17 protein-coding genes and 1 riboswitch are annotated in these 18743 nt (G+C 31.3%); of the genes, 6 read left to right on the top strand and 11 right to left on the bottom strand.

Features of this window, described 5'->3' with window-relative positions:
• Positions 1 to 31: 31 nt before the first annotated feature.
• The 5 genes from B3I31_RS07420 to B3I31_RS07440 form a co-directional block, all read right to left on the bottom strand.
• Positions 32 to 1465 carry a M28 family peptidase gene (locus B3I31_RS07420; RefSeq protein ID WP_260392384.1) on the bottom strand — a complete coding sequence of 478 codons (1434 nt, stop codon included), beginning with the start codon at positions 1463 to 1465 and terminating at the stop codon, positions 32 to 34.
• A gap of 125 nt (positions 1466 to 1590) precedes the next feature.
• The gene (locus B3I31_RS07425; protein ID WP_038336778.1) at positions 1591 to 2073 is read right to left on the bottom strand and encodes an inorganic diphosphatase; all 483 of its coding nucleotides are present in this window, start codon (positions 2071 to 2073) and stop codon (positions 1591 to 1593) included.
• Positions 2074 to 2103: 30 nt separating this feature from the next.
• On the bottom strand, positions 2104 to 4641 hold the full coding sequence (locus B3I31_RS07430; RefSeq protein WP_291059752.1) for a DUF5686 family protein: 2538 nt from the start codon (positions 4639 to 4641) through the stop codon (positions 2104 to 2106).
• A gap of 76 nt (positions 4642 to 4717) precedes the next feature.
• The gene (locus tag B3I31_RS07435) at positions 4718 to 5695 is read right to left on the bottom strand and encodes a pyruvate dehydrogenase complex E1 component subunit beta (RefSeq protein WP_114998120.1); all 978 of its coding nucleotides are present in this window, start codon (positions 5693 to 5695) and stop codon (positions 4718 to 4720) included.
• A gap of 158 nt (positions 5696 to 5853) precedes the next feature.
• On the bottom strand, positions 5854 to 6105 hold the full coding sequence (locus B3I31_RS07440) for a TM2 domain-containing protein (protein ID WP_219034059.1): 252 nt from the start codon (positions 6103 to 6105) through the stop codon (positions 5854 to 5856).
• A gap of 174 nt (positions 6106 to 6279) precedes the next feature.
• Positions 6280 to 6422: riboswitch (cobalamin riboswitch) on the top strand.
• Positions 6423 to 6456: 34 nt separating this feature from the next.
• Between B3I31_RS07440 and B3I31_RS07445 the strand changes: the two genes are divergently transcribed.
• Entirely contained in the window at positions 6457 to 8265 is a 1809-nt protein-coding gene (locus B3I31_RS07445; RefSeq protein ID WP_291047928.1) for a TonB-dependent receptor plug domain-containing protein, read from the top strand.
• Positions 8266 to 8271: 6 nt separating this feature from the next.
• The gene (locus B3I31_RS07450; RefSeq protein ID WP_280049930.1) at positions 8272 to 9348 is read left to right on the top strand and encodes a DUF5074 domain-containing protein; all 1077 of its coding nucleotides are present in this window, start codon (positions 8272 to 8274) and stop codon (positions 9346 to 9348) included.
• Between the two features lie 36 nt (positions 9349 to 9384).
• Here B3I31_RS07450 and B3I31_RS07455 read toward each other — a convergent pair whose 3' ends face one another.
• Positions 9385 to 10290: an EamA family transporter gene (locus B3I31_RS07455; RefSeq protein WP_291087839.1), complete on the bottom strand. Its 906-nt coding sequence runs from the start codon at positions 10288 to 10290 to the stop codon at positions 9385 to 9387.
• A gap of 77 nt (positions 10291 to 10367) precedes the next feature.
• Here B3I31_RS07455 and B3I31_RS07460 point away from each other — a divergent pair, with 77 nt between their 5' ends.
• Positions 10368 to 10808 carry a nucleoside deaminase gene (locus tag B3I31_RS07460; RefSeq protein WP_115001927.1) on the top strand — a complete coding sequence of 147 codons (441 nt, stop codon included), beginning with the start codon at positions 10368 to 10370 and terminating at the stop codon, positions 10806 to 10808.
• On the opposite strand, the gene B3I31_RS07465 is transcribed toward B3I31_RS07460, so the two are convergent.
• Positions 10805 to 11551 carry an alpha/beta fold hydrolase gene (locus tag B3I31_RS07465; protein ID WP_114998131.1) on the bottom strand — a complete coding sequence of 249 codons (747 nt, stop codon included), beginning with the start codon at positions 11549 to 11551 and terminating at the stop codon, positions 10805 to 10807. The genes B3I31_RS07460 and B3I31_RS07465 overlap by 4 nt on opposite strands.
• 45 nt (positions 11552 to 11596) lie before the next feature.
• On the opposite strand from B3I31_RS07465, the gene B3I31_RS07470 reads away from it, so the two are divergent.
• Together B3I31_RS07470 and B3I31_RS07475 are read left to right on the top strand one after the other, a co-directional pair.
• Positions 11597 to 12076, top strand: coding sequence for a hypothetical protein (locus B3I31_RS07470; RefSeq protein ID WP_114998135.1), 480 nt, complete (start codon positions 11597 to 11599; stop codon positions 12074 to 12076).
• A 27-nt stretch (positions 12077 to 12103) separates the two neighbouring features.
• On the top strand, positions 12104 to 12688 hold the full coding sequence (locus B3I31_RS07475; protein ID WP_291059755.1) for a hypothetical protein: 585 nt from the start codon (positions 12104 to 12106) through the stop codon (positions 12686 to 12688).
• 2 nt (positions 12689 to 12690) lie between these two features.
• Here B3I31_RS07475 and B3I31_RS07480 read toward each other — a convergent pair whose 3' ends face one another.
• Positions 12691 to 13284 (bottom strand): hypothetical protein, encoded by a 594-nt coding sequence (locus B3I31_RS07480; RefSeq protein WP_291059757.1) that lies wholly within the window; start codon positions 13282 to 13284, stop codon positions 12691 to 12693.
• Positions 13285 to 13408: 124 nt separating this feature from the next.
• Here B3I31_RS07480 and B3I31_RS07485 point away from each other — a divergent pair, with 124 nt between their 5' ends.
• On the top strand, positions 13409 to 14467 hold the full coding sequence (locus B3I31_RS07485; RefSeq protein ID WP_291059759.1) for a hypothetical protein: 1059 nt from the start codon (positions 13409 to 13411) through the stop codon (positions 14465 to 14467).
• Positions 14468 to 14517: 50 nt separating this feature from the next.
• Here the strand turns inward: B3I31_RS07485 and B3I31_RS07490 are convergent, their stop codons facing one another.
• From B3I31_RS07490 to B3I31_RS07500, 3 genes are all read right to left on the bottom strand, one after another.
• The gene (locus tag B3I31_RS07490; protein WP_286495281.1) at positions 14518 to 15669 is read right to left on the bottom strand and encodes a cystathionine gamma-synthase; all 1152 of its coding nucleotides are present in this window, start codon (positions 15667 to 15669) and stop codon (positions 14518 to 14520) included.
• Positions 15670 to 15752: 83 nt separating this feature from the next.
• The gene (recO, locus tag B3I31_RS07495) at positions 15753 to 16472 is read right to left on the bottom strand and encodes a DNA repair protein RecO (protein WP_291059761.1); all 720 of its coding nucleotides are present in this window, start codon (positions 16470 to 16472) and stop codon (positions 15753 to 15755) included.
• Complete coding sequence (locus B3I31_RS07500) at positions 16472 to 18724, bottom strand: two-component regulator propeller domain-containing protein (protein WP_291059763.1); 2253 nt, start codon at positions 18722 to 18724, stop codon at positions 16472 to 16474. Before B3I31_RS07500 ends, recO begins: the two co-directional genes overlap by 1 nt.
• Positions 18725 to 18743: the final 19 nt, after the last annotated feature.

The following is an 18743-nucleotide window of genomic DNA, read 5'->3' on the forward strand; positions in this document are numbered from 1 at the left end:
CCTTCAGAAATTCTGAAGGATTTTTTTGATATTACCATCTCCAATCGCCCGAAATACGAAGTGGAGTTTCTAAATTTCCTTTGATTAAGGCTTCTTTTACTTCTTGCTCGTTCCAACGTTTTGAAGGAATTTCTTTCAAATTACTCAAACGATACAACAAATAGGTTTCCAAAATCACATTATTTTTCAAACCAATTTCTTCTACATAATCAAATGTATCGCAATTCGCGTGGTAACAATTTAACGCTCCTTTTGTAAATTGACTATCCGAAAGCCCAATAATAGGCACGCCTTGCAACATAAACGGTTGATGATCTGAATGTAAATCTACACTCGCAAATGTTTTCAATTTAAAATCTGGAATTACTTTTTGCACATCATTCGCATAATCAGTTAAAATAGGTAAATTACTTTCCATTGTCGAATAATAAGACTTTGGATTTGTTGTCATATCCATATTCGACATTGCTTTGATTTGATTGATAGAACCATCTTTCAGCGCTCGATTGACGTAATATTTAGAACCTATCAAACCAACTTCTTCGCCCATAAATAAAACAAATTCTATTGTTCGATCATTTTGAAGATTTAACTTCTTATATGTTCTCGCAATATCCATCACAGAAAAGCTTCCAACACCATTATCAATCGCTCCTGTAGCCAAATCCCAACTATCTAAATGTCCTCCAAGAACTATTTTTTCGTTTGGAAATTTAGAACCGATTTTCTTTGCAATAATGTTGCGACCTTTCATTTGTCCAACATCATTTTTCATTTCGATTTTAGCAATTTCTTTTCCTTTTGATAGATTTTCTTTAATTTTCAATCCATCTTCTAAACTAATATTAATTGCAGGAATTTTAATAATTTCTCCCGTTACAGAAGCCGTTCCTGTCAATAGAATTCCTCCAGCAGGGCGATTAAACAAGATAATTCCTTTCGCTCCGTACTTTTCTGCTAAAGCTGTTTTTTCGGAACGATGTAGATTTTCTATTTCTTTTGGCGTTCCATCCAACAAACCAAGCGCAGCAAAAACAATCTTTCCTTTTACTTTATCACCAATCTTTTTGTAATCTTCTTCAAGTCCATTTCCTAAATCAATCAATTCTCCCGAAAGACTAACATTTTCTGGCGAATGCGCCAAAGCAACGGCTTTTATAGGTTGATTATTGATTTTTAAATCTAAACTTCTACGATTCCATCCGCTAAATGTAAACTCTTGAAAAGACACATCATAACCATACGAACGCAACAAATTTGCTGCATATTCTTCTGCTATTCGTCCATTTTCTGTTCCTGTTGCACGATGTCCGATTGTTTCGGTTGCTTTTTTTAATTGTTGATAAGCTTCAGAATTTTGTTTTACTTCTTTGTTAATCAAGTCTAAAACTTGTTGATTAGTTTGAGCAGATAAACTCATGATTGTAGAGATTAAACCTAGTGTTAATAAAAATTTCGATTTCATGTGTGAGTATTTCTATAAACTTAAAAATGTTTTTGGAAATAGTTGATAGAATGGAAGAAAAATTTACTTAAAAAAAATAGTCCTCAAAAAATGAGGACTATTTATATGAAATTATAAATTATTTCTTAATGAGCTGGTACGAAACGCTCTCTTGCATCTTGCAATAATTGTTCTGCTTCTGCTTTATCACCGTACCCTTCAATTGTTGTTGTCTTATTTTCTAAGTCTTTATAAACTCTGAAAAAGTGCTCAACTTCTTTCAATGTATGAGGATTCATATCAGTGATGTTTTCTAATTGGTTCCATGTTGGATCAGCAACTGGTACACAAATTAATTTTTCATCTTGTCCTTTGTCATCAGACATTTTAAGAACACCGATTGTTTTTACTTCGATTACACATCCAGGAACAGTAGGTTCTGTTAAGAAAACTAATACGTCAATTGGATCTCCGTCTAATCCTAATGTATTTTCTACGAAACCGTAATCAGCTGGGTAGAACATTGGAGAGTATAAAACACGATCAAAACGGATTCTTCCTGTTTCGTGATCCATTTCATATTTATTGCGAGATCCTCTTGGGATTTCAATGATTGCATCAAAAGTCATTGTAATATTCTTTTTTTTATTATGTATTTTCTAAAAATTCCAATCTAAACCGATTGTGATGCCAAATTTACGAACATCTGGCAAATTATTATAATTTCCGCGCCAATTAAAATCAACACGTATTGGTCTAATGTTTCCAAAACCAATGTTTTCGATCCCAAACCCGTATTCGTAGTAGATTTGTTGATTTGGTGCAAAATATTCTATTGTCGAACGATTAATAGCTTTACTTTTCTCAGAAATGTCTCCGTAAGCCGCTCTCAAGAATCCAACTTCTCTTAATTTTAATTTTTTGATTAACGGAACTTTGTTCAAAATCCAACCGTTAAAATGATGTTCCCAGTTCATCGTTACATATTCGTCTGTTACAAATTCATAATAATCTAATTGTGAAAATGTACCATAAACTTGTCCGTAACTCTCATTTCCAGGTAACGCACTCATTAATGATAAAGGAACACCTTGAAATGTTTTTCCTGCTTCTACAGTTACCAATGATTTACCAAAAGATCCAATCAAAATTGGTTGTGTATATAAAAATTGTAATTTATCATATTCAAAATCTGAATTAATTACACCTTTCAATCCTTTTGTATAGCGCAACATTAACGTTGGTGCAAGTGTTGTCATTTCGTAACGATCAATTCCATATTGCGAATATTTTGCACCTGGACGAGCAATTACCGAAACACTTACACTTGAGTTTGTTAAAGTTTCTTTAATCTCACCATTTTTTTCATATCCAATCGAGAAATGTTCTGCATCTGCTGGTTTAATTAATTGATAATTTCCATCAACACGAAACGTTACATTTTTCCAAGGCTCTATCGACGCATACACATTTGTCAAATTATTATTACTCAAAAATGTATTATCTCCTTGATTGATGATTGATGACGAAGCAAAACTACGCGTCATAATCCCGTCAGAAGCCGTTAACGTTGCTGCCAATTGTTCTACATCACGTTTTGTTCCGATACCGACTTGAAAACGATTATATTTATTGAACATGTAACGAAAATCTGCTCCATATTTGAATTTATCATCTCGAAAACCATATGCCAAGAAACCTTGCGCACGCCACATATCATTTTGCGAAAAATATGTACGAGCTCCAGCTCTCAAACGGAAACCTTCGATTTGGTTGTATCCAAAAGATGAATATAAATTCCCGATATCAATTGCATTTCCGACATTGTAATATCCAGAACCAAAAATCTCGATTGCTTTCACAATATTATTGAATTTTGGTACTTTATTTAATTGCTCTAATGTTTCGTAAATACCTTCTTGATCTTTCGTTAAAGCTTCAGGACGATTTTCTGCCCAAAACTGATTATCTTTTTCGTTAAGCGCAGCTTTTGCTGGATCTAATTTCTCGTAATAAAAAGCTTCGGGATGTGTTGTATCGAAATCGTAATTGTAATAATTCACCGTTTTATGTGCAAAAATTCCTTTCGCATTTTCTTTTTTACTCAACAACGACATATCCAACATCGCGTATTCTTTCTTTGGATAGAAAATAGAATCGTTTGGAATATCATATTCTAGATTCATGAAAATATTACGTACAAAATTCACGTTCATTTCTTTCGTTGTTTCCATCACAACCTCTTTCACCGCATAAGCATCTTTCGAAATATATAATTCTCCTTTAAATGTCAACTCTCCTTCACGACGCGGATAATATTTGATTCGATAAGATTCTATTCCATCTACATCAACTGTATCTTTCAATTCGTAATCATAAACTGCGAAACCATCTGTAGCAATTGGACTCACAAATTTGATGTCTAAAATATTGACACGATTATCATAAATATCAATATCACGGAAAAGATTTTTTACCGTAGAAGCTACCACTTCATTTTTCTCGAAACCAGATGTTTTATTCGCAATTAATTCTCGACGTTCTTTTGTAGAAGGTTTATTAATTCCTGCAACATTGTAAATTGACTCATTCAAGAAAGCTGGTAAATATGTTTTTCCATTAATAGAAGAAGTATCTACTTTCTCGAAAACAAACTCCATTCCTTTAAAAATCTTACGTTTCATAAAAGTTGAATCGATATTACTAATATCAAATTGCAACTTTTCGTATTCATCATATTGATAATGTGGCGCTAATTTTAGCCCATTTTTCTTTTTACGCTTCCATACTTCACGCAAAATAGCATAAGCTGGATTTTCTTTCTTTTTAGGACGTTTTTTCTTTGCCGAAACAACCGCAGTTTGTAAATCTACCGTTCCGCCATCTTCTTCTGAAGTATTGTCTTCTGTTAAAAATAATTGAGCAATAAAATTATAATCGATTTTATTTTCGATAACATAATCAGAAGTTTCGTATCCATTTTTTGATACGACAATTTTATTTGTATTCGAACTAGATTCGATATAAAAAGTACCATCAGAGTTTGATGTTGCACTTACTTTAAGTTCTGGTAAACGAATATCTGCGTAAGGAATAGGCTTCTGAGTTTCAGAATCGATTACCTTTCCTTGAATTTTTACTTGCGCGTGCACAGACGCTAAAACAACTATAAAAAAAGCTGTTATATAACTTTTCATCAATTAGATTTGGTTAAAAAAATAAAGCCTAGCAAAATGTGTGCTAGACTTTACAAATATAGTTTATAAATCTTAATTATTTATACATCACAGCTTTTACAGCTTCAACTACATCTTTTGCATTAGGAATCCAAGTCTCATACAAGTTTGGAGCATAAGGCGCTGATGTATCTTTTGTTGTGATACGTTTGATTGGTGCATCTAAATAATCGAATGCTTTTTGTTGAACCATATACGTAATTTCTGAAGCAACTGAAGCGAAAGGCCAAGCTTCTTCTAAAACTACTAAACGATTTGTTTTCTTAACAGATTTGAAAATTGTATCGTAATCTAATGGACGAACTGTACGTAAATCAATTACTTCTACAGAAATTCCTTCTTTAGCTAATTCATCAGCAGCAATGTAAGCTTGCTTAATGATTTTCCCGAAAGAAACTAACGTTACATCTGTACCTTCACGTTTGATTTCTGCTTTACCAATTTCGATTGTGTATTCTTCATCTGGCATTTCCATTTTATCTCCATACATCTGTTCAGATTCCATGAAAATTACTGGATCGTTATCACGAATTGCAGATTTTAATAAACCTTTTGCATCATAAGGGTTTGAAGGAACAATTACTTTAAGACCTGGTACATTTGCATACCAATTCTCAAAAGCTTGTGAGTGTGTTGCACCTAATTGTCCTGCAGAAGCAGTAGGTCCTCTAAATACAATTGGACAGTTGAATTGTCCTCCTGACATTTGATAAATTTTTGCAGCGTTATTGATAATTTGGTCAATAGACACTAATGAGAAGTTGAATGTCATATATTCTACGATTGGACGACATCCCGTCATTGTAGATCCAATTGCGATTCCAGAAAAACCAGCCTCTGCGATTGGCGCATCAATTACACGTTCTGCTCCAAATTCGTCTAACATTCCTTTCGAAGCTTTGTACGCTCCGTTGTATTCTGCTACTTCTTCTCCAATTAAAAATATAGATTCATCGCGACGCATTTCTTCACTCATTGCCTCTGCGATTACTTCTCTAAATGTTTTTATAGCCATTTTATGCGATTTCGTTCTTTATTATATTTTTTCCTAAAGCAAATGTAATAAAAAACTTGCGAATTATTTAAAACGAATTCATTCAATAAAAAAATCCCAAAATAATCTAAAGTTATTTTGGGATCGAAAAATATTTAAAAAAGAATGTAATCTCTATTTTAGAACCAGCCTTTGTGACCTTCTACATATGTTTTATCAAACTCTTCGTCAGATTTAGTCAAATAAATAATCCCTTCAATAAATCCAATAAGTCCAGCAAATCCAAATGTTACAAAAGTGGCAATAATTTGAATAACTCCTTCTTTTGTATATCCTAAATAGAATTTATGAATTCCTAAATATCCTACTAAAATTCCTAAAATTCCAGCAATGATTTTTTTCTCTGATTTGTACGGCTGATTGTTTTCCATCGTTTTTAAAGTTTAAATAATAATTGTTTTTGTTGGTTACAAATTTAATTTGTCCATCATTCTTAAAAATCACTAGATATAATGATTTTGAATACTGTACAAATAAAATAAATCTGATCTTAATTTAAGGTTAACGATTTAACAATCTACTTTTTATAAAATCAATTGCTTTTCTTTACATTTGCATAAAATGGTGCTCAACGAGTGAGTTAAAAGGGAATTTGGTTCAATTCCAAAACTGTCCCCGCAACTGTAAATTCTAACATACTTTTTGTAAAAGAATAAGTCAGGAAACCTGCCATTGCTAACAAATTAATAGAAAATGTTTTCGGAGGAAAAACAGATTTTAATATGAAAAAACTTTTTCTTTGTTTTAATCTTATCGCTGGAATTGCTTTTGCACAGACGGATACCATCAATTTGAAACCTTTGATTTTGAACGATGCTTTTCTTAAAAATCATTACAAATCTCAAAGTATTATCAAACTTAATGATAGTATTTTAGAGCAAAATCCTAATCAACTGACGCAAGTTTTACAAGCGCAAACGCCAATTTATTTTAAAGAAAATGGACGAGGAATGGTTTCTTCGCCTTCGTTTCGTGGAACTTTAGCTTCGCATACAGCGGTAATTTGGAACGGAATAAATGTCAATTCGCAAACAACAGGACAAACGGATTTTAATTTATTTGCAAGTAATTCGTTTGACGGAATTTTAGTGAAACCAGGAGGCGGAAGTATTGCGTATGGAACAGGTTCTATCGGCGGTACAATTCATTTGTTGAATAAATTTGAGTATGACAAAGGTTTACAGCAAAAAATAAATTTAGGATACGGAAGTTACGATACATGGTCGGGAAAATATCAATTGAAATATAGTACAGAAAAATTTAGTTCTTCAATCGATTACGAACGAAATCAATCTGATAATGATTATAAAATTCCGAATCACATGAAGAAGAATTTGAACGGAAAATATTATTTCAATACAATTAATGGAAATTTTGGCTATAAAATTAATCCTGAAAACGAATTGAAACTTTATTCAATGATCAATTTTGGGAAGCGCGAATTTCCTTTAGTTGACATTGGTTCAACGCCTTCTGGGTACGAAAATAAGGATTATCGTTTGATGACAGAATGGAATTTCAATCCAAATGAAAAGTGGCTATCGCAGTTAAAATTGGCATATATCCGAGAAGAAAACAGTTATTTCAACAATATTCACAAATCTTATTCGGACGATTTACAGGTGGATAATTATGTTTTAAAATATTATCTGAATCATCAATTGACTAATAATTTCGAGCTTTCATTTTTATCTGAAGCTAATTATAATCAAGGAAGTGGAAATAATTTGAATAAAAGCGATCAAAACTCAATCAATTTTGCCTTAATCGCGAAGCATAAATTATCAGATGTTTTGGAATACGAAGCGAGTATTCGTCAAGATTTTTCTGATACGTACCAAAATCCATTTATTTATTCCTTAGGTTTTAATTTTCGTCCGATTCATTCGTATCAATTGAGAGGAAATGTTTCGAAAAATTTCAGAAATCCAACCTACAATGATTTATTTTGGAAAACTGGTGGAAATCCAGATTTGAAATCAGAATCAGCTTATCAATTTGAACTTGGAAATGATTTTATCAACAAAAATTTAAACATTCAAACCAATATTTTTTATAATAAGTTGAGTGATATGATTCAATGGATTCCGAGTTCGCAAAACACTTCTTATTGGGTTCCTGTGAACATCAACAAAGCTGAAACCTATGGTTTTGAAATGATTGGAAGCTACAAATGGAATGCATTTAGTTTCAATACAACTTATGCATACACCAAAACAAAAGATAAATTTAAAAATAAGGAATTGATGTATTCCCCAAATCATAAATGGACGGCGAGCGCACAATACACTTACAAACGTTTATCTGCTTTTCTACAAAATATTTATACAAGTAAAGTTTTTACCGATTCGGAAGAAGAAAGAACACTTGATGGTTTTTGGCTAACGAATTTAGGTTTAAATTTTACGATTTCACCACTTTATAGCGTTTCTATGAGTGTGAATAATGTGTTTAACCAAGAATATCAAACGCAAGAAAATCGTTGGCAACCCGGCACAAATTATAACATACAAATACAAATAAAATTTTAAAAAACTATGACTAAATTTAAATCAATCGCACTTATAGCCTTGGCAGGAGTATTTTTACAATCTTGTTCAAATGACGATGATGGGCCAAATAATGATCCTGAAAAAGGAAACTACTCGAAAGGAGTTTTTATTTTGAATGAAGGAGGTTTCAATTCAGCTAACGCAGAAATCACTTATTTTGATCCAACAAAAGATGTAAGTACAACAAATCCTATTCAAGAAATTTTCAAGACTGCGAACGCTGGTGCACAATTGGGTTCTGTAGGACAAAGCATGTATTTCAAAGGAAACAAAGCTTATATTGTTCTTAATGTTTCTAATAAAGTAGAAGTTGTAGACAACACAACTTTCAAAAAAATTAGTACAATTCCATCATCAGATAATATGAGCAACCCTCGTTATATCGTTTCTGATGATCAATTTTTGTATATCTCAAACTGGGGAGATCCTAATGTAACGACAGATGATTTTATTGCAAAATACAAAATCAGTGATTTAACATTTGTAGAAAAATATAAAGTAGATGAAGGTCCAGAAAAAATGATTCTTGACAATAACAAACTTTATGTTGCACAAAAAGGTGGCTGGGGAACAGGTAAAACAGTTACAATTATTGACCTTAAAACAAATGATAAAAAAAGTATAAATGTTGGTGATGTTCCGACAGATTTAACAATTCAAAACGGAAATTTATTTGTGCTTTCTCAAGGTGTTAATTGGGGAACTACTACAAAAGGAAAATTGGTTCGTTATAATTTAACTTCAGAAGATAAATTAGAAATGAATTTTCCTGATGGACAACATCCTAATTTCTTAGTTGCGGAGAATAGTAAATTGTATTACATCGTTAATAATTCTGTTTATTCTATGGCTACAAATGCAACAGCTTTGCCTACAAAAGCAGATTACATAACAGGTGCTGATAGTGTATATGGTTTCTATGTAAAAGGTGATACTTTTTATGTTTTAGACGCAAAAGATTACAATTCTAATGGACGATTATTAATTCAGAATGCACAAGGAGGTCTTAAAAATCCAGCAATTACAACTGGAGTTTCACCAAATTCTGTTTACATCAAATAATATTTCCTGAAAAATCAACATAAAAATATCTGAAGTTTAAACTTCAGATTTTTTTATGTTTTTCATTTTGAAAATTGTTTGTGAATTAAACCCTACAATCGCGAGTAAAATCAAACTATAACCGATCATTTGCATTAGAGAAACGGCTTCTTTGTAATAGAAAATTGCTAAAACAAAATTCATAATTGGATTCAAATAAATTAAAATTCCAACAGTTGAAGAGTCAATTCCTTTTAAAGCAAAATTGTTTAAGAACATTGGAATGATAGTGAACAAAATCACAATCATCATGATACATTGATAGAAAATTGTTTCGGTCGGAATTGGTCCTGAAAAGATGAAAACCAATGGTAACATCAGAATGGCTACAATTAATAATTGTGTCATCAACAAATTGAAACTATCAAAAACATTCAAACTTCTCTGAATAATGATATAGAGTGCAAATGTACAAGCTACAATCAAACTATAAACCAAGTCTATAAGATGACTTATAGAAATAACCAAACATGCTAAAAGACTAATACCAACTGCAATCCATTTTATTTTGGTCAAATGTTCTTTCAGAATAATGAAAGCCAAAACGGTAGTAATAATCGGGCAAACCAAGTACGAAAGCGATGCTGCTTGTACGCTAATATGATTCATCACGATAATAAACATCAACCAATTCGTCATCAAAATCAATGATCCGCCAACAATTAAACTTACTAATTTTTTCTGTTTCTTTTTATCAAATGATTTGAATAAATCATAATCAGCTTTCATCTTATTACGTCGAAATCCAACATTAATGACCACTAAAAAGAAAACGGAAACATACAATCTGAAAAATAGAATATCCAAAGGTGGATAACCGGCGATCGGTTTCAATCCGAAACTAAAAAATCCCCACATAAAGTAGGTTATAATGGCTGCAATGATATATTTTGATTGATTCATAAAAGAGGCATCAATTTGTACAAATGTATCGAATATCCAATTTGGAAATGATTATTTTTGCCTTAAATTTTATAGAAATGGAAAATCTTTTTACAGACGAATATTTTATGCGAATCGCCTTTAACGAAGCGGTTACAGCTTTCGAGCGAGACGAAATTCCAGTTGGAGCTGTGATTGTTTGCAACAACAAAATTATCGCGAAAGCACATAATCTAACGGAAACATTGACTGATGTTACAGCGCACGCAGAAATGCAAGCCATTACGTCTGCAGCAAATTATTTAGGTGGAAAGTACTTACAAGATTGCACATTGTATGTAACCTTAGAACCTTGCGTCATGTGCGGCGGAGCATTGTATTGGAGCCAAATCTCGAAAGTGGTTTATGGTGCTTCGGATGAAAAACGCGGTTTTAAAGCAAAAATTGGCGAATTACATCCAAAAACTGAAATTGTTTCGGGAATTATGGAAGAGAAATGCGGTCAATTGATGAAAGAATTTTTCCAACGTAAGCGCTAAATTGATTTCAAAATCGATAAAACCTCATCATAATTTTCTATAAAAGCCATGTGTCCGCCATCAAATTTGTACAAATGAATATTAGGTAAATTTGGAATTAAGATTAAAAATAATTCAGGATTAACTGTTTCATCATTCATTCCAACAATAATATAAATTCCACCTTTGAAATCATACAAAATCGACGAACGATCTGGACGCTGTCGCATTCCTTTCAAAGCTGCACAAACACCTTCAATTGGAGTTTTTAAAGCAATTTCTTTTACAAATTTCAACTCATCTTTGAATTGATCTCGATGATGCGCTGCAAATAAAGTAGGCATACTAAAACTCACCAACGCATTGAAATTTTTACGAGCAGTTTCACACGCTTTCAAACGTTGATTTTTCTTCGCTTCATCATCTGGTAAAGTCGAGGAGTTAATCAAAACAATATTTTCTACTCGTTCAGGAAAAAGATCAGCCAACGCACACGTCACATATCCTCCCATCGAATGTCCTACAAAAGCTACTTTTTCAAGATTTAATTCATCCAGAACTTCAATCACTTTTTCTGCCATTTCTTCCATCGTATTCACCTCTTGAAAATTTTCAGAATTTCCATGTCCAGGTAAATCAATTGTAATAATTTGATTGTGATGAAATAAATCATTCTGTAAACGATTCCATATTTTATGATTTTCCAAAAAACCATGTAAGAAAACTATAGGTTTCCCAACTCCAATACTTTCGTAGAACAACATATTTTGGTTCAGAATTTGTAATTAATTAAATACAAATTTACAACAATGAAAAAATATAATCCTATTATAATACTCACAATAGCTATTGGTGCTATTCTTATTTATTGTATTACAAGAAATAAATCACTTATAATTGGAGGTTCTGTACAAAAAGAAATTAAAAAAGATTCTTCTATTCAGGAAATTGCTTTTGCTTCTCCAAAGATTATGAATAATTCTGAATTGAAATTAATACAAGGAAAAGGTAAATTTGAAATTGAAAAAGTAGCAAAAGAAGAACAAACATTTAGTTTTAGAAATGATTCTTCTTCATCTGTTTTTATTCAAATAATTCCTCAAGATAAACTAGGAAACATTAGAATTAATCAACTTATCTCTCCAAATAATGAAAAAGATGGTCCTTTTGGACAAGAAATCAATTACGATTTAAACGAAAAAGGTTTGTATCAAATTCGAATTGGCGAAAGTTTGATGCAAGGCGATCCATTTGAAGGAAAATATACCTTGAAATTGCAGTTAAAATAGTTACTTTTACAACAGAATTTTTCTGTTATGAAATGGACTTTTATCGCTTTTATTACATTGATTACGCTTTATAGTTGTGAAGACAAATCTACACCAACCATTTATCCAAGCAAGATTGGAGTTGATTCTGCGTACAAGGATTTGGTAAAAAAAGATAAACCAACAACAGAAGATGTAATGAAAGAAGAAGTGGTAAAAACAGCTTCTCCTCAGAAAAAAGTTGTGATAAAACCTCAGCAAAAAATTATATCTAATACAGATAAAATTGTTCCTTTAAGCGCTAATAACACTACAGAGAATCTTGAAGTAAGTTATGCAAAAGCAAAAGCGGAACCGACTAAAATAGCGGGACAAACCAATACGTTTACGTTTAATGCAGATTCTGCAAAGAAAGTTTGGATCAAAATTTCTGCACAAGATTCTACAGCGAATATTAGAATTAATCACATCAAAGGACCTGCGGATTCTATAAAAGGTGGTCCTTTTGGCAAAGAAACCATTTTCGAATTACCTGCGCGTGGCGTGTATCAATTCTCGATTTCGGAGAAACCAACAACCCCAAAACCATACGCTGGGAAATATAAAGTTGAATTGAAATTATTGTGGAAATAAATCTATTTGTAATAGATTTTGTAGTTAAGTGAATGATTTTTCAAAATATCTTGTTTAATCATTTCACCATTAATTTCATTGTAATATTCGACTGATTTTTTTGTTACAATCAAATCAAAATAGCCATTTCCTTCGGGACAAAAAGGATTTTCGTAAGAAGTTTCTAAACCAATAAAATAGTTTTTGGCTTCGGAAGGTTTAAGTTTTAAATGAATCAGAAAAATATATTTTCCTTGATAATCTTTATCCACTTCAAACCATTTTTCTTCAATCAAACTTTGTTTATCCTCAATCGATTTTAGAATCATTGGTTTGAAATAATAATATTCGTTGCAATAATTTTTCTTTTTCACTTTTGATTCAAACAAAATTTCAATTGCGACAATTTCAATTTCTTTCTCATTTGGAAGTAATAAATTCGAAAATATTTTAAGTCCGAAACTTGTGTTATCCGTTAATCGAACCACTTGTTTAAACTTTGGACGAAATTGTTTGTAATTGGAATAATTCACTACCTCAACTTGATTGAGATTAATCGTATCCAACTTTTGAGCAAAACTCATCACAGAAAGTAAGAAAAGAATTAGAAACTTCATTTTATAAAAATAGAAAAAATTTTCAGTAAATGATTTTCTCAATTCATCCTAAAAAATCAACAATTCGTAAACATATATTTATACAAGTCTTTTGCTAACTATAGTTTTGATAAAAATTAACAACATGAAAACACTTATCAAAATCCTAAAAATCTTCTTTATTGCTCTAATTTCAATAATTACACTTATTTTTTTGTATTTATTTATTAGTAATAAAATTTTCTTAGCTTCTAAAAATGAAACAAATATTGGCTATCTAAAAAATAATAAAACAACAATTGACAGCAACTTTGATTCTCAGATTTTTGATAATAACTTCAACACTTCAAATGTTATTCTATTAGGTGAAATTCATGGTTTTGCTGACAATCAAAAATTAGATGAATTTATGTTTAAATATTTGAATAAGAATCTTGGATTCAACTATTACATTGCCGAAATGGACAGTTTAAATTCTAAAAAATTAAACACATTTCTAAGCTCCGATGTTAAAAATGAAAAATTATTAAAAGAAGTTGTTTTAGCTATTAAAAAAAGAATTCCTCAACAATCAAGTCAAGAGTTACTAAAAAAATGGAACAACTTGTATGATTACAATAAAACATTAAATGATTCATCTAAAATCGTTGTTTTGGGTATTGATACAAACTTTGATGATTCTAACAACAAAATTTCAAGAGATTCTGCAATGATTGAAAATTTTAATCATATCATTTCAAAGAATCATCTACAAAATGAAAAATTCTATGGATTATTTGGTCTTTTTCATACACTTCAAAAAAGTATGAATGATAAAGAAAAACCTTTTGCTGAAAGACTTTTAGACAATAAATATAACGTAACAAGCATCGTAAGTTATACATTGGACAGTGAAATGTATTTACCTAAAAATGATCAATTTCCTACTCCAGAAAATGAAAAAATAAACTGGGTAAATGCTGATGGACCGATGATGTTAATAAAAGGTATTCTTGATTTTAAAGAACTTGCAAAGTCTAATTCCATTTCAATTTTTAATCTTAATGCGAAAAATTCACCATACAAATCTTCTCAAAATTTAATTCAAATAAAGTCAAGATTATTTGGAGAAAACATTACGCCAAAAGAAAATTTAAAAACAACTGATTATTTTCAATACGTTGCAATTCTTCGTAATTCTGAAGCATTAACTCCAATTCAATAAAAAAAACGGAATCTTATAGATTCCGTTTTTTTTTATTTTCCTTATATCGATTAAATCAAATTCAAAACTTGTTCTAAATCTTCTAATAAGTCATCTATATCTTCGATACCAACAGACAAACGAATTAAATCATCTGTAATACCAATTTCAGCACGTTTCTCAGCAGGAATAGACGCATGTGTCATCGTAGCTGGGTGATTTGCTAATGATTCAACACCACCTAAAGATTCAGCCAAAGTGAAAACTTTTAAGTTTTCTAAAATTTTGAAAGCATCTTCTTTCTTCCCAGAAGTCAACGTAAACGTTACCATTCCTCCGAAATCTTTCATTTGTTTTTTCGCAATTTCGTGTTGCGGATGATTTTCCAAACCTGGATAATACGTGTGCGCAACTTTTGGATGAGCCTCTAAAAATTGTGCGATCTTCATTCCGTTTGAACAGTGACGATCCATACGAACAGCCAAAGTTTTGATTCCACGTAAAACTAAGTAAGAATCTTGTGGTCCTAAAATTCCTCCTGTTGCAAATAAATTGAAGTGAACATCAGTTGCCAATTGCTCTGAATTAACCACAATTGCTCCAGCAACTAAATCTGAGTGACCTCCTAAATATTTTGTTGCAGAATGCATCACTATATCTGCTCCCAACTCAATTGGTCGTTGTAAATAAGGCGAAGCAAATGTATTATCAACAGCGACTAAAATATCAGATTTTTTTGCTTTTACAGCATCATTTACCGCTTTGATATCAACCACTTTCATCAATGGATTTGTAGGTGTTTCAACCCAAACCATTTTTGTATTATCATTGATTAATACAACAACAGCCTCAACATTTGTCATATCTACGAAATGGAATTTCAATCCAAATTTTTCATAAACACGTGTAAACAAACGGTAAGAACCTCCATATAAATCGTCCATCGCGATGATTTCATCACCTGGTTTAAATAATTTTAATACACCATCGATTGCTGCCAAACCAGAACCAAATGCAAAACCTGCAACTCCACCTTCGATAGATGCTAATGCATTTTCTAAAGCAGTTCTTGTTGGATTTGCACCACGAGAATATTCGTATCCTTTGTAATCTCCTGGTGATCTTTGCGCGAATGTTGATGTTTGGTAAATTGGAGTCATTACGGCTCCTGTAGAAGGGTCATGTTGTTGACCTCCATGTATAGCTTTTGTATTGAATTTCATTGTAAATGCTTTTAACTATAGCAAATATATGGAGTTTTATTTATTCTTTGTTTTAAAGATTTGTTAGAATTTATTTCGGGAGATTAACTAAACAATTCGTATAAAACTTGTAATGATTTTGGCTTCTTAAAATTATTGGTGTGAATTTGATAGTACTTCACTAGAATTTCGAGTAAAAGAGAACGTTGCGATTGGTTGAATGTATTTTTTGAATCTTCGGAAAAGTGTAATTCTAACAATTTTTTGAACAAAACAGCTTCATCTGCTTTCAACATATTGATAGATGAATTCGAATTTGTGAAAAATCCATTTTCTAAATCGAATAGATTTCCATCAATTTCTAAGTTGGGATAAAAACCAAGAAAATGTGATAATTGAATTAAAAAAATCAAATGAAAATCTGCAAAATCATCTTTTTTTTGATCAAATTCTTTTAACGAATGTTCAATGTAAAAATATAATTCTGGATTATCTGATTCTTCTTTTAGAACTAAGTTTAGGATTTCAGCTAAGAAAAAAACAATCGCCGATTTGATGGGATGAAAATGCAACGATTCATAATAATGCGACGTCTGAGCTGATTTTAAGAAAACCAATTGTTGTTCATTTGATTTCGGTTGAAAGCTCAAATCTATTTCTGCTAGCGGAAAATACAACGAAGTATTTCGCTTTTTTTTGGAGAAAACTCCTTTTGCTATAAATGATTTAAGGCCAAAATCTTGTGTATAACAACGAATAATTAAACTCGTGTCACCATATTTTAAGCTTGAAAGTACAATGGCTTTGGTTTCTAAAATTTTCATTAACGGACAACTGCAATTTTTAATGTTTTGGTTTCTGTACCATCAGCATTTGTCATCAAAACTAAGTAAATTCCAGAAGCTACTGGCTTTCCTTTTGCATTATTTGTGTTCCATTCTACAATTCCTCCTTCTGCTTTTTTCTCAAAAAGTAAATTTCCAACAATATCTGTAATCTTAACCAACGCACGATTTGGAAGATTTTTTATCGTGACATTCCCCTTATATTCTGGACGATAAGGATTAGGATAAGCAATTGCATTGTTAAAATTATTCGCTTCTGTCGATACATCTCCGTTATACGAAACCACACCTTTTTCCGTTGCAAAATATACTTTTCCTGTCGATTCATCAATCGAAACATCGTACACAACATCCGAAGGTAAAGGTGAATTTTTAGACGTAAAATGTAATTTCGTCGTTTCTCCACTATCCGAAACATAATAAACTCCTGCCCCATTTGTTGCAATCCATTTATTATTTGCGTTATCTACTTTTATAGCGTAAATCCCAACATCAGTTAACAACGCTTCCGGAATTCCATCTTGAATAATAACAACAGGCTCGGCAATTATATTATTAGAACTTACAGCATTATCAGCTCCGTACAACACAACTAAACCTTGCCCTGTTCCGATCCAAAGATTTCCACTTTTATCAAGTGAAACTGTATGTACATCATCACTTGGTAAGTCTCCATTTGCAACTTTTATATTTACAATCTCTTTAAAATTTGAGTTATCCACAACAGAGATTCCACCATAACGTGCATTAGGAAAAAAAGTATATTGGCTACCTGCTATAGGTTTTACAGCAGTAGAAGCTATATTTTTTTCAGATCCAATAATTTCCCAAGAAGTATTTCCATTCTTTCTTCTTGCATAATAATTAAATTTTGAATCAGGATATCCAGCACCTGCCGCTTTATCTACAGGAAAAGAAGCTGCAACATATAGATTTCCTAAAAGATCGTAATTAAGACCTGCTATTCTTGAACTAGAAAAATCATTTTTTTGTAAAATTATTTTTGGCTCATCGTTATCTGCTAAATTAAACTCTAACACATCTCGTCGTCCATCTACATCTCTAACATCATAATTATAAGATCCTACTACAAATTTATTATCATCTAATGGATTCACTTCTACTTGTACTATATCTTTTGCTTTAATTTTTGAGAAAGAAAAATGTTTCCAATTTTTACTATCGTAATATGAAAAACCATCTACATTTTCAGCTGGAGTATTATAAACATCTCCCATTCCTCCAGGAGCAATCCATACTTTCCCACTTTTTGTCGTTACAGACCATGCTTTATTATTGAAAGGTCCATCGGGATAAAATTCTTTATGATCAGATAAATTAATAATTCCATGATTTACAGAACCTCCATAATAAATGTTGTTTATAAAAATTCCTGTATTGAAATTTACAGCATTTCCGTCTTCATCAGCTACAGGATAATCTAGTCCATTCAAAATAGAAACTTGATTATTTTGAGCAATGATTAATTGTTTGTTTGATGATTTTAGATCTTCAATAAAATTATAACTCTGAAAATAACCATTAAGAGATTTTAGATTATTGTTTTCAGAATAATAAATATCATCATTAAATAACTCTATATTCGAAATATTTCCTAGAACAATAGGATTTCCCCAACTAATAAAATTTGGATTATTTAATTTTTTAGTTGTCAATTCACTCAAATAAATACCTTTATCAGTAGAAATATAAAGCTTGTTTCCAAAAATTGTTGCATCATTTACAATTGTCGAATTTGTACGTGTTGTCTCTTTAAATTCTTCCTCTTTTATGTCGAAAGAAACAATTCCAAAAGCTCCAGAAATAAACGCAATTCCATCATTTATAAAAATATGATTGACTTTTTTATCACCCGAAAAACCATTCCATTTGATATCCAAAACCATTGTCGATTCTCCAGATTTCAATAAATCTAAACCTCCATTTTCATACCCGACTAAAAACGAATCGGAATCTTTATCATAAGCCATTGCAGAAACCCCAACATTGTTCAAAAAATTGGTTTTATTTAATTTAATCCAATCACTTGTAGGATTTAGAGGATTGAATAAGAAAATTCCGTTTTCAGTTCCACAATAAATCACACCATTTACTTCTTCCAACAATTTCACATTATTGTAAGAAAAAAGATCAGTCCAACGCACTTTATCATTTTGAGCGTTTAAACTTGTGAAAATCATGGTGATGAAAATGAACAATTTTGTCTTCATAATGCACAAAAATACTGTA

Origin of the sequence: Empedobacter sp. UBA3475 (assembly GCF_002378465.1) — a bacterium.
GTDB classification, from domain to species: Bacteria; Bacteroidota; Bacteroidia; order Flavobacteriales; family Weeksellaceae; genus Empedobacter; species Empedobacter falsenii_B.